This window comes from Jiella sp. M17.18 (assembly GCF_041027365.1).
GTDB lineage: Bacteria > Pseudomonadota > Alphaproteobacteria > Rhizobiales > Rhizobiaceae > VKMB-3413.
On the sequence record NZ_JBFTEH010000010.1, the window covers coordinates 1 to 11,669 of the forward strand.

Here is an 11,669-nt window from a genome sequence, read left to right on the forward strand (position 1 = left end):
GAAGACACATGGCGCCGCATCGGCGCTCTGGTGGAAACCATCCAGCCCGCCGAATGCGCCAACTACTTCGCCAACGCCGGCTACGCTTCCGTCAAACCGTGAAACGCTCTAGCCGCCTGGATCCCGGTTCTCGAGCCGAAGCCGAGGCGCTCCGCCGGCGCGGCCGGAAACGGCCTCATGAAGGGCCGCTGCCGGCCGCGATCAGAGCCAGTGCTTGTAGCGGAAGAAGAACAGCGGAACCACCGCGGAGACCACCATCAGGCCGAGGGCATAGGGGTAGCCGAACGTCCAGTTCAGCTCCGGGATGATCTTGAAGTTCATGCCGTAGATCGAGGCGATGAGGGTCGGCGGCAGGAAGGCGACGGCGGCGACCGAGAAGATCTTGATGATGGCGTTCTGCTCGATCGAGATCATGCCGACGGTGGTGTCGAGCAGGAAGGTCGTCTTGTTGGAGAGGAACGACACGAAGTCGTTCAGCGAATGCACGTCGCGGATCATCGCCTTGACCCGCAGCTTGGCGTCCTTGGTCGGTTTGCGGCCGTCGAGGACGAGCTGCATGAACGGCAGCAGCCGGTCGATGGTGGCAAGGCTCTCGCGCACGCGCGAGGTCAGGTCGCCGGCCGCGCCGATCCGCCGCAGCAGCGACTTGAAGTCGTCGGTGCCGGTCGGGTGCTTCTGCTTGGAGGAGGAGAAGACGTCCTCACCGATGCGGTCGAGATCGGCGGAGATGGCTTCGAGGAGATCGGCGACCCGGTCGATCACCGTTTCCAGGAGGCCGATCAGGATCGACTGCGCGGTGGCGCGCCGCTCCGGGGCCGACGCCGTCATCTCGGAAAGGGCAATCTGCCCGTCGTCCTGAAGAATGCCGTTGCCGTTGGGCCGCCCGGAAGGGGAGGTGTCGCGGCAGAGCTTGGCCGAGAAGATCGCGAAGCTCTTCGGCTCGCTGTAGCGCAGGGTGACGAGGCGCTCGTGGACGAGGATGAAGGTCACGGGCGCAAAGCCCGGATGGCCGCTGTCGAGGCCGTAGACGACGGCCGCGGTCATGAAGTCCGCGCCGTCCTCGGAATAGAGCCGGCTGGACACCTCGATCTCGCGCATCTCCTCGCGGGTCGGGACGTCGATGCCGCAGAGATGCTCGATCGCGGCGACCTCCTCGGGCGAAGGGTCCTTGAGGTCGAGCCAGATCGCGCCCCGCGGCAGGTCCCCAGCCGCCACCGGGCGCCGCCTGATGCGCGCGCCCTCCGCCTCATACGCCTCGATCACGCCATCGTCTCCGTGAAGTCCCTGAACCAGCGGGCCGCGCTGTCCTCGCTCACCGCGCCGGCGGCGACGTCCATCACGAACTGATAGAGCATCCCGTTGTCGGCGGTGATCCGATATCCGTGTTTCATCAAGAAGACAGCCGAAACGACGATCGCCGTCCGCTTGTTGCCGTCCACGAAGGGACGGTTGCGGGCAAGGCCATAGAGATAAGCCGCCGCCAGTTCGAACACATCGGGATCGGCGTAGGCCGCCTTGTTCTGCGGGCGGTCGAGGGCGGACTGCAGCAGCCCCACCTCGCGAATGCCGCGCGCGCCGCCGAAGCGGTCGATCTGCTCGCTATGGAAGGCTTCCGCACTCGCCTGCGAAATCCACCGCCACGTCACTTGGCGAGCTTTGCCAAGGCGTCCCGGTACTTGTCCATGAACACCCGCGCATGGGCCAGTTCCACCTCGAAGTCGGAGGTTGCCTTGACGAGTTTGATCTCATCGCCGGAGACGATGGCGCTCAGCCGGTCGCCCGTGGCGAAACCGACCTGCTCCAGGATCTCCTTGGGCAGGATGACTCCATCGGAATTGCCGATCTTGCGCACAACAGTGTTCATGACGGAGGCCTTCGAAGCAGAGAACCGCGCTACTTGCGTGTTATAACTAGCGTTTTACCGCCGCCACGGCAAGCCGCCTCACTCGGCCGCAAGCGCGTCGTGGCCGAGTCGGCGGGACAGGTCCCGGATCAGGCTCTCCGCCGCCTCGGCGATCACCGTGCCGGGCAGGAAGATCGCCGCCGCACCGGCCTCGCGCAGCGCCGGGATGTCCTGCGGCGGGATCACCCCGCCGACGACGATCATGATGTCGCCGCGTCCTTCCGCCTCGAGCGCCTGGCGCAGCTCCGGCACCAGCGTCAGATGCCCGGCCGCCAGCGAGGAGGCGCCGACGATGTGGACGTCGTTCTCGACCGCCTGGCGCGCGACCTCTTCCGGCGTCTGGAACAGGGGCCCGATGTCGACGTCGAAGCCGAGATCGGCGAAGGCCGAGGCGATCACCTTCTGGCCGCGGTCGTGGCCGTCCTGACCCATCTTGGCGACGAGGATGCGCGGACGGCGCCCCTCCGCTTCGGCGAAGGCTTCGGACAGCGCCTGCACGGCCTTGATGCGATCCGACATGGCGCCGGCCTCCCGCTTATAGACGCCCGCGACGATCTGGTTCGTCGCGACGTGCCGCCCGAACACCGTCTCCAGCGCCGCCGAGATCTCGCCGACCGTCGCCCTGGCCCGCGCCGCCGCGATCGACAGCTCCAGGAGATTGCCGGAGCGATCGGAGGCCGCCTTCGCCAGCGCCGCGAGCGCAGCCCGCGTCGCCGCGTCGTCGCGCTCGGCCTTCAGCCGCTCCAGCTTCTCGATCTGCTGGCGGCGCACGCCGGCATTGTCGACCCTGAGGACGTCGATCTCCTCCTCGCCGCCGGCGCGGTACTTGTTGACGCCGACGACCGTCTGCGCGCCGGAATCGATGCGGGCCTGCGTCTTCGCCGCGGCCTCCTCGATCCTCAGCTTCGGCAGGCCGCGCTCGATCGCCTTGGCCATGCCGCCCATCGCCTCGACCTCGTCGATATGCGCCATCGCCTTCTCGGCGAGGGCATGGGTCAGCCGCTCGACATGTGCCGAGCCGCCCCAGGGATCGATCAGCCGCGTCGTGGCGGTCTCGTGGGCGAGGACGAGCTGGGTGTTGCGGGCGATGCGGGCGGAGAAGTCGGTCGGCAGCGCCAGCGCCTCGTCAAAGGCGTTGGTGTGAAGCGACTGGGTGTGCCCCTGCGTCGCCGCCATCGCCTCGACGCAGGTCCGCACGACGTTGTTCATCACGTCCTGCGCCGTCAGCGACCAGCCGGAGGTCTGCGAATGGGTGCGCAGGGAGAGGGAACGCGGGTCCTTCGGCGCGAAGGTCTTTTGCATCAGGCTCGCCCAGATCAGCCGGCCTGCCCTGAGCTTGGCGATCTCGGTGAAGACGTTCATCCCGATCGCCCAGAAGAAGGATAGGCGCGGCGCGAAGCTGTCGATCGACAGCCCGCTCGCAACGCCCGCCCGGGCGTATTCGATACCGTCGGCGATGGTGTAGGCGAGTTCCAGGTCCGCCGTCGCCCCTGCCTCCTGCATGTGATAGCCGGAGATCGAGATCGAGTTGTATTTCGGCATGTGCTTCGAGGTGTAGGCGAAGATGTCCGAAATGATCCGCATCGAGGGCTCGGGCGGGTAGATGTAGGTGTTGCGGACCATGAACTCCTTGAGGATGTCGTTCTGGATGGTCCCGGCGAGATCCTTCTGCGCGACGTCCTGTTCCTCGGCGGCGGCGATGTAGAGCGCCAGCACCGGCAGGACGGCGCCGTTCATGGTCATCGACACGGTCATTTCGTCGAGCGGGATGCCGTCGAAGAGTTCGCGCATGTCGATGATGGAATCGATCGCGACGCCGGCCATGCCGACATCGCCGGCGACGCGCGGATGGTCGCTGTCGTAGCCGCGATGGGTGGCGAGGTCGAAGGCGATCGACAGACCCTTCTGGCCCGCCGCGAGATTGCGGCGGTAGAAGGCGTTGGACTCGGCCGCTGTCGAAAATCCCGCATATTGCCGGATCGTCCAGGGCTTCTCGACATACATGGTCGGGTACGGGCCGCGGATATAGGGCGCGATGCCGGGCCAGGTGTCGAGATAGGGAAGGTCCGCGATGTCGCCGCCGGAGGATGCGGCGGGCAGGGCGATCCCCTCCGCCGTCTCGATGTCCGCAAGGGCCTGTCGGTCGGCGACGCCGCTCGCCGGACGGGCCCAGGCGAGCCGCGAGAAGTCGGGAACGCGGCTCATCGGGCGGTCTCCACGGCTTCGCTGAGACGACAGGGGGCGAGAGGCTCGCAGGCGATCCCACCGGTCGTCGCGACGGCGGCGACGGTCGGCTCCGCCTCAATGAGGGCGTGCACGCGCTCGGCATCCGGCGGATAGAGGTTGGCGCCGACGATGCCGGCTTCGCCTTCGTCCAGCTTATGCCGGGCGGCCGCCCGGGCGTCGGCGATTCGGCCCTGCAGCGCTCCGGAGGCAAGGCTCGCGGCGATCCCGCCGTCCGCCTCGATCTTCTGGAATTCGCCCCAGGCGACTTCCGCGGTGAGGTCGGTCAGCGCCTCGATCGCCCCGGAGCCGGCCGCCGGATCGACGAGCCGCGACAGCCCCGTCTCTTCCTGGAGGATCAGCTGCGTGTTGCGCGCGAGCCGCCGCGCCGCGGGATCGGCAAGCCCGAGCGGCGCCGTATAGGGCAGGACCGACAGGCTGTCGGCGCCGCCGGCGCCGGCCGCAAAGGCCGCGACGGTGGCGCGCAGGATGTTGGTGTGCGGGTCCTTCGCCGCCATCATCCGCCAGGATGTCTCGGCGTGGATGCGGGCGGGCGGCGGCGCGGCCTCGCCGCAGGCTTCCAGCACCCGCGCCCAGAGGAGGCGCAGCGCGCGCAGCTTTGCGATCTGTTCGAACTCGGTCTGGTCGACCGGCAGGGTGAAGCCGATCGCACCGGCGGCCTCGGCAAGGCTCAGCCCCGCCGCTTCGAGGCCGCGCAGATGTTCCACCGCCACGGCGAGAACCGCGCCGAGCTCCTGCCCCGCGGTCGCGCCGGCATCGTGATAGATCCGCCCGTCGGCCTCGACGATGCGGCCGCGAAAGCCGCGTTCGCGGACCGCCCGGGCGAAATCGGCGGCCTGCCGCCGCATCGCGGCCGCGTCGCCCGCCAGCCGGCCATCGAAAGCGGCGACGGCGAACGGGTCACGGCAGAGATCGACTGCCAACGTCTCGATGCCCTGTCCCCTGGCTCCCGCAAGCGCTTCGATCGCTTCGGCGGCCCCGCCGATGTCGCGGCAGGGCTCGATCCGCAGCGCGATCATCTCCAGCCGGACGCCGTCGAGGGCGCGGCGGACCGCCTCTGCCTCGGGAGCAAGGCCGAAGCCGCGCCCGGCGAGCGAGCCGGCGAAGGCGAGGGCGAGGCCGGAGGCGCCGCCCGCCAGATCCTCGCGCGCCTGGCCGCCGGCCCGTTCGGCATCGGGATCGTCCAGCCGCTGGAAGACCGTCCAGGGCCGGCTGCCCGCCCGGGCCAGCGGCTCGGCATCGGCCTTGCGGGGATAAAGCGGCCCGTAGACGAAGCCGTCTGCGGCACGGGTCGACAGCGTCTCGAAGCTCTTGCCCTTCAGCGATTTCGCAACGAGCGCACGCCACTCGGCCGCATCGGCCGCGGCAAAGGCGACAGTCTCCATCCGAACCTCGTCCTCCCCGACTTCCCTGGTTTCGGCGTCCCCGCTCCGCAGGCCGACACGAGCGGCCGGCGGCACCGGCGTCGGCGAGCCCGCCAGGGGCGTTGTCACGAACAGAGATAAGGCAGATCGGCCCGGGGCGAAATGCGGCCTTCGCAGCATCGGGCAGCCGTTCCGGCCGCGGCAGCCTCAGTCCCGGGCGAGGATCGTCTCGGCCGGCGCCGTCAGCGTCCAGACGACGCCGCCCGGCGCATAGTCCATGTCCACCGTTCCGCCGAGCCCGCGTGCCGTCATCTTCTGCGTCACGAGCGTGCCGAAGCCGGACCGCTTCGGCGGAACCACCGGCGGGCCGCCGCTCTCGCGCCAGACGAGAGTGAAGACCTCGGTCAGCGACCAAGAAATCCGCACACGCCCCTCCGGCTTCGACAGGGCGCCGTATTTCGCCGCGTTCGTCGCCAGTTCGTGCAGGGCAAGGCCGATCGTCTGCGCCGCCGTCGAGTTCAGCGGTGTGTCCACCCCGCAGCTGTCGATCTGCTCGGAGTCCGAGCCGAACGCCTTCAGCTGCATGGCGATCAGTTCCTCCATGTCGACGCTGTGCCAGCCGCGGCCGGCCAGCAGGTCGGCGGAGCGGGCGAGCGAGGCGAGCGCCTCCGACAGCGTGTCGAGGAACTGGCCGGTGTCGGCGCTCTCCTTCGCCGCGCGCCGGGCGATGGCGGCGATCAGCGCATACTGGTTCTTCGCCCGGTGCGTCATCTCGCGCATCAGGAAGCGGTTCTGCTCCTCAGCCTCGCGGCGCTCGCGCGAGGCCTGCGCCAACACCTTCGAGACCTGGCCGACTTCGGCGATGTCGGTGGAGATGGTGTTGGCCGGGCGCCCCTTGCCGATCTGCTCGGCCTGGTTGGCGAGCGCCAGGATGGGCTCGGCGATCCGCCGGCCGAAGATGATTCCGAGCGCGACGCTGAAGGCGAGGAGCAGGAAGCCGGCCCCGAGCAGCAGGATCCAGGAGCGGTAGGTCGGCCCGTCGATCACCGCGCTCGGCACCGCGACCGTGGTCGTCCAGCCCGACAGCGAGGAGACGGTGGACGCCTCGATCAGGCTGGTCGAGGCGCCGGAGCCGATCGCCTCGATGATCGAGGGGTTGTCGTAGGAAATCCCCTGGCGCGACTCCATCTTGCCGCCGCTGGTGACCGCGGCGAAGACGCGGTGGCCTTCGGAGTCCTTGATGATCGCGGACCATTCGCGCGGCAGGTTGCGGTCGGCGATGACCGACTCGAACGAGGTCGCCGCCTTGGTCAGCACCAGGACGTAGAGCGGATCCTGCCCGCGCATCACCGGCACGGCGACGTGGTAGACGAACTGGCCGCTGCTCTTGCGGAACGAGACCCCGGAGACGATCGGCCGCATGGTCGCGAAGGCACGGTCGACGGTGGCGGTGTCGTCGAAGACGGCGTTGTCCGCGGGCGGCAGGTCCGACCGCGTCGCCACCAGCACCTGCATCGACCGGTCGACCAGTTCGGCGCTGGTCTGGGTGTTGCGCAGGGCGGCGAGGATCCGCTCCTGGAAGGTGTCGAAATGGCCGCTCTCCAGCGCGGGCGAGGCCGCCAGCACGCGGCCCATGGTGATCAGGCCGTAGATTTCCCGGTCGACCGCATTGGAGACGATCTCCGCGGTGTCGTTCACCTGCGCCGCCGCGATCTGCTTCTGCTGGTCGGAGAACTGCAGGATCAGAAAGGCGCTGAACAGGAGCGCCGGAACGAGCACCGTCAGCCCGAAGGCGACGAGATGGGCGATCAGCGGCGGGCGCCGCATCAGCCGCGACAGCGAGAAGCTGCGTGGCCGGATCGCCGCCGGTCGGTCCGCATCGCGCATTTGTCCCGGTGCCGCGTGCACCGCATCCGCATCGAAAGCCATCAGCCTGCCGCTTTCCGCATCGCCTTCAGGGGTCGGCCTCGCGTCTCCCACGGAGCTGTCCTCGTCCCACCGATTTCCCACTCTATGGCAGCCAATTGTGATTATCTATAAGGGACTTGGTGGGAAGCGTCCGGTTGTTTCCCGCGCCCGCCGCACCCGGTCATAAACCTCTGCCAACATTGACCATTCCGGCGCGCCCACAGCTTCCTTACATTTTGGTGTGGCTCGGGCGCGGCGGCGGAGAAGCCGGGATGGCCGGCGCGTCCAGCAGCCAGATTGTCGCAGAATGAGGCAGCTGCCCGGGCCGATCGAAGCGGCGCGGGGCGAAATGCGGCCTGTTGCCCAAGCCGGAGGGCAGGCCGCGGCTGTCCGGCCAACCGCCTGTGACTCAACGAGGTTCGCGCGGCCGGCGAGGGGCGGACCGCACACCGCCCGCGCCGGCTCTGAGGCGAAAGTTGGGCGGAAGGGGTTGCCATTGCTGCCCGAATGTTCAAGTTTGGTCATACCGCCGGGCGACAATATCTCTCGCTCGTGCGGCCCGTAGCGCTTGTGCATCGCACAGACGATCGAGGAGCGCACCGACCCAAGTCCTCACTTCGCGAGTCCATGACAGTCAAGCTCAGCATCCGGAACCTATACAAGATCTTCGGCGATTCTCCCGAGGCCGCCCTCCAATTGCTGGAGAAGGGCCGCACGAAGGAAGAGATCCTGGCCGAGACTGGCAATACGGTGGGTGTGCAGGACGTCAACGTCGACATCGAGGAGGGGGAGATCTTCGTGGTCATGGGCCTGTCCGGCTCCGGCAAGTCGACGCTGATCCGCATGCTGAACGGCCTGATCCCGCCGACCTCGGGCGACATCCTGATCGACGGCGCCAATGTGGCGAAGGCCGAGGGCGAGGAACTGCGCTCGATCCGGCGCGAGAAGATCGCCATGGTCTTCCAGCACTTCGCCCTGTTTCCGCACAAGACCGTCGTCGACAACGCCGCCTTCGGCCTGAAGGTGAAGGGTGTCGGCGCCACCGAGCGGCGCGAGCGGGCGATGCGCGCGCTCGAACAGGTCGGGCTCGGCGCCTATGCCGACAGCTACCCCGAGCAGCTGTCCGGCGGCATGCAGCAGCGCGTCGGCCTTGCCCGCGGCCTTGCGGCAGAGCCGGAAGTCCTGCTGATGGACGAGCCCTTCGGCGCGCTCGATCCCCTGATCCGCCGCGACATGCAGGACGAGCTGATCCAGCTGCAGAAGAAGCTGAACAAGACCATCGTCTTCATCACCCACGACCTCAACGAGGCGCTGATCCTCGGCGACAAGATCGCCATCATGAAGGGCGGCCGCTTCGTCCAGGTCGGCACCGCCGAGGACATCGTCGGGGATCCCGCCGACGACTACGTCGCCGCCTTCACCAAGGACATCGACCGCTCGCGCGTCTTCAAGGCGCGGCGCGTCGCGCGCCCTGCCGAGCCTCTGGAAAGGGCGGGTCTCAGCCGGACGGAGGCTCTGGCGGCGATGGAGCGGAGCGGGCGCGACGCGATCTACGTCGTCGAGGACGGGGTGCCGGTCGGCGTCCTGACCTATCGCGACCTCGCAGCGGCGTCCGGCGACGATGCCGCCGACGCCATGGTCGCCGCCTTTCCGAAGACGCGCGAGACGACGCCGATCAACGATCTCTACGCGCTGGCCGAGCAGGGCCTGCCGATCGCGGTCGTCGACGGCGAGGGGCGGCTGACGGGCGTCGTCGAGCCGCGGGCGATCTTCGCCGAGCTCGGCAAGGAGCCGGACGCGCCCCGCGAGGCGGCGACCGCGGTCGCGGCCGAATAGGCCGGGCGTTCGGGCGGCCGGCGGCCGCCGCAGCTTTTTTCGCAGCATCGCCGCGCGCTTCTCGCCGCGGCGCAAACCGAGACACGTTTCCAAAGGGAGAGCGACAGACGCGATGTTCAGTCCATCGGACTACGTCCACATCCCCTTCGACGATTGGGTGCAGAGCTTCGTGCGCGGCTTCCTCGTGCCGAACTTTCGCCCGTTCTTCCGCGCCGCGCAGGAGCCGGTGCATGTCGTGCTGGCCAATCTCGACTGGCTGCTCAACGCCGTGCCGATGCTCCTCGTCACCGCGATCTTCGCGCTGATCGCCTGGCGGGTCGCGAGCCGCGGCGTCGCGATCTTCACCATCCTCGCCTTCTTCTTCGTCGACATGATCGGCCTGTGGTCCGACATGATGACGACGCTGTCGATGATCGTGACCTCGGTGGTGTTCTGCGTCATCATCGGCGTGCCGATCGGCATCGCGGCGGCGGGCAGCGACCGGTTCCTGGCGATCGTCCGGCCGATCCTCGACGTGATGCAGACGATCCCGTCCTTCGTCTACCTCGTGCCGATCGTCATGCTGTTCGGCGTCGGCATGGTGCCGGGCGTCATCGCGACGATCATCTTCGCCCTGCCGCCGATCATCCGGCTGACCGATCTCGGCATCCGCAACGTGCGCGGCGACCTGATCGAGGCGGCGAACTCCTTCGGCTGCACGCCGAGCCAGACGCTGTGGGAGGTGCAGCTGCCGCTGGCGCTGCGCACCATCATGGCCGGCCTCAACCAGACCCTGATGCTGGCGCTGTCGATGTCGGTCATCGCCGCGCTGATCGGCGCCGGCGGCCTCGGCCTCGTCGTCAACACCGGCCTCGGCCGGCTCGACGTCGGGACGGCGACGGCGGGCGGCGTCGGCATCGTGCTCCTCGCCATCGTGCTCGACCGCATCACGCAGGGGCTCGGCGAGCGCCGCAAGATGCGCCAGCGCACCTCGGTCCGCTCGACGCTGACCAAGCTGTTCCGGCCGATGGCGGCCGGGTCGCGGCGGGCCGAGCCGGCCGAGTGACCCTTCGCGCCGCTCAAGGGGCGGCGCAGCGAACTCACGAAAGGCGCCGGACCGAGCCCGTCGGCCTGGCGCCCGTCGTGATCCCCGGCGCGTCCGTCGCGCCGCTGCGCGCGGGCCCGCGCGCCGAGACGTCCCGCTCCGGCGGGGCCCGACATCCACGGAAAAGAACCCGAACCTCAACCAAGGAGTCCGTTCTTCATGTCCGGAAAGACAACATTCCTCGCAAGCGTCGCCGCGCTCGGCCTCGTCCTGTCGCCGCTTGCCGCGAGCGCCCAGGACATGCCCGGCAAGGGCGTCTCGGTGAAGATGGCGCGTGCCACCTGGGACACCGGCTGGTTCACCGCCGAGATCTATTCGCAGCTCTTGGAAAAGCTCGGCTACGACGTCTCGAAGCCGGTGACGCTGGATGCGCCGGCCTTCTATCAGGCGGTCGGCCAGGGCGACGTCACCATGTGGGTGAACGGCTGGTTCCCGCTGCACAACACCTATGAGAACGCCTTCCAGCAGGGCGCTCAGAAGATCGGCTACGTCGCCAAGGGCGGCGCGCTGCAGGGCTATCTCGTCGACAAGGCCTCGGCCAAGAAGTACGGCATCAAGACCCTCGACGACTTCAAGAAGCCGAAGGTGCGCAAGGCCTTCGACCGCAACGGCGACGGCAAGGCCGACATGGTCGCCTGCCCGCCGGGCTGGGGCTGCGAGGAGGTGATCGGCTACCAGCTGAAGGCCTACGGCCTGACCGACGACATCAACCCGATCAAGGCCGCCTATTCCGCCTCGATGGCCGATGCCATCGCCGCGCACCAGCAGGGCAAGCCGATCCTGTTCTACACCTGGACGCCGAACTGGACGGTCAACGAGCTGAAGCCCGGCAAGGACGTCGTCTGGATCGAGACGCCGAAGAAGATCGCGCTGCCGAAGGACCAGATGAAGCTGGCCGATGCCGCGACGGTCAAGGGCGTCGACGGCTGCGTCGAGAATCCCTGCCGCCTCGGCTGGCCGGCGAACGACATCCGGCCGGTGGTCAACACGCAGTTCCTGAAGGACAATCCGGCGGCGAAGACGCTGATTCAGGGAGTCTCGGTGCCGCTGAAGGACATCTTCGCGCAGAACGCCGAGATGAACAAAGGCGCCGACAAGGCCGAGGACATCCAGAAGCAGGCCAAGCAGTGGATCTCCGGCCACCAGAAGGAGGTCGACAAGTGGCTGAAGGACGCGCGCGCCGCAGCCAAGGGCTGAGCCGCCGCTCCCTCCTCATAACCGCATAAGCGAACGGGCGGGCCCTTCCGAGCCCGCCCGTTTTTTTGCATGTCGGTCCGGCTTGACGCCGGCCTCGGCTGCCGCCCAACGGAGCACGTCCGGACCGCGAAGC

The 11,669-nt window shown here is 68.4% G+C and carries 9 protein-coding genes and 1 pseudogene; 4 read left to right on the plus strand and 6 right to left on the minus strand.

Annotated features, from left to right (window positions below; genetic code table 11):
* A pseudogene (locus AB5S17_RS17385) lies at positions 1-102 on the plus strand (IS630 family transposase); the annotation flags it as partial.
* A gap of 99 nt (positions 103-201) precedes the next feature.
* On the opposite strand, the gene AB5S17_RS17390 reads toward AB5S17_RS17385, so the two are convergent.
* From AB5S17_RS17390 to AB5S17_RS17415, 6 genes are all read right to left on the minus strand, one after another.
* Positions 202-1,263, minus strand: coding sequence for a magnesium transporter CorA family protein (locus AB5S17_RS17390; protein ID WP_369241683.1), 1,062 nt, complete (start codon positions 1,261-1,263; stop codon positions 202-204).
* Positions 1,260-1,646, minus strand: a complete 387-nt coding sequence (locus AB5S17_RS17395; protein WP_369241685.1) for a type II toxin-antitoxin system death-on-curing family toxin — start codon at positions 1,644-1,646, stop codon at positions 1,260-1,262. Before AB5S17_RS17395 ends, AB5S17_RS17390 begins: the two co-directional genes overlap by 4 nt.
* The gene (locus AB5S17_RS17400; protein WP_369241687.1) at positions 1,643-1,864 is read right to left on the minus strand and encodes an AbrB/MazE/SpoVT family DNA-binding domain-containing protein; all 222 of its coding nucleotides are present in this window, start codon (positions 1,862-1,864) and stop codon (positions 1,643-1,645) included. Before AB5S17_RS17400 ends, AB5S17_RS17395 begins: the two co-directional genes overlap by 4 nt.
* A gap of 78 nt (positions 1,865-1,942) precedes the next feature.
* Positions 1,943-4,108, minus strand: a complete 2,166-nt coding sequence (gene scpA, locus AB5S17_RS17405; protein WP_369241689.1) for a methylmalonyl-CoA mutase — start codon at positions 4,106-4,108, stop codon at positions 1,943-1,945.
* The gene (locus AB5S17_RS17410) at positions 4,105-5,532 is read right to left on the minus strand and encodes a methylmalonyl-CoA mutase family protein (RefSeq protein ID WP_369241691.1); all 1,428 of its coding nucleotides are present in this window, start codon (positions 5,530-5,532) and stop codon (positions 4,105-4,107) included. The genes scpA and AB5S17_RS17410 overlap by 4 nt, the downstream gene beginning before the upstream one ends.
* 186 nt (positions 5,533-5,718) lie before the next feature.
* On the minus strand, positions 5,719-7,440 hold the full coding sequence (locus AB5S17_RS17415; protein WP_369241693.1) for an HWE histidine kinase domain-containing protein: 1,722 nt from the start codon (positions 7,438-7,440) through the stop codon (positions 5,719-5,721).
* A gap of 606 nt (positions 7,441-8,046) precedes the next feature.
* Here AB5S17_RS17415 and AB5S17_RS17420 point away from each other — a divergent pair.
* The 3 genes from AB5S17_RS17420 to proX all read left to right on the plus strand — a co-directional run bounded on the left by AB5S17_RS17420 (position 8,047) and on the right by proX (position 11,536).
* A complete protein-coding gene (locus AB5S17_RS17420; RefSeq protein ID WP_369241695.1) occupies positions 8,047-9,255 on the plus strand; it encodes a glycine betaine/L-proline ABC transporter ATP-binding protein in 1,209 nt (402 codons plus the stop codon).
* Positions 9,256-9,367: 112 nt separating this feature from the next.
* Positions 9,368-10,300: an ABC transporter permease gene (locus AB5S17_RS17425; protein WP_369241697.1), complete on the plus strand. Its 933-nt coding sequence runs from the start codon at positions 9,368-9,370 to the stop codon at positions 10,298-10,300.
* A 198-nt stretch (positions 10,301-10,498) separates the two neighbouring features.
* Positions 10,499-11,536, plus strand: coding sequence for a glycine betaine/L-proline ABC transporter substrate-binding protein ProX (proX, locus tag AB5S17_RS17430; RefSeq protein ID WP_369241699.1), 1,038 nt, complete (start codon positions 10,499-10,501; stop codon positions 11,534-11,536).
* The last annotated feature ends 133 nt before the right edge of the window (positions 11,537-11,669 follow it).

What these genes read in the sequence shown, in the direction of transcription:
- AB5S17_RS17410 (WP_369241691.1), bottom strand. Translation starts at nt 5,532, where the DNA reads ATGGAGACTGTCGCCTTTGCCGCGGCCGATGCGGCCGAGTGGCGTGCG.
- AB5S17_RS17400 (WP_369241687.1), bottom strand. Translation starts at nt 1,864, where the DNA reads ATGAACACTGTTGTGCGCAAGATCGGCAATTCCGATGGAGTCATCCTG.
- AB5S17_RS17415 (WP_369241693.1), bottom strand. Translation starts at nt 7,440, where the DNA reads ATGGCTTTCGATGCGGATGCGGTGCACGCGGCACCGGGACAAATGCGC.
- AB5S17_RS17425 (WP_369241697.1), top strand. Translation starts at nt 9,368, where the DNA reads ATGTTCAGTCCATCGGACTACGTCCACATCCCCTTCGACGATTGGGTG.
- proX (WP_369241699.1), top strand. Translation starts at nt 10,499, where the DNA reads ATGTCCGGAAAGACAACATTCCTCGCAAGCGTCGCCGCGCTCGGCCTC.
- scpA (WP_369241689.1), bottom strand. Translation starts at nt 4,108, where the DNA reads ATGAGCCGCGTTCCCGACTTCTCGCGGCTCGCCTGGGCCCGTCCGGCG.
- AB5S17_RS17420 (WP_369241695.1), top strand. Translation starts at nt 8,047, where the DNA reads ATGACAGTCAAGCTCAGCATCCGGAACCTATACAAGATCTTCGGCGAT.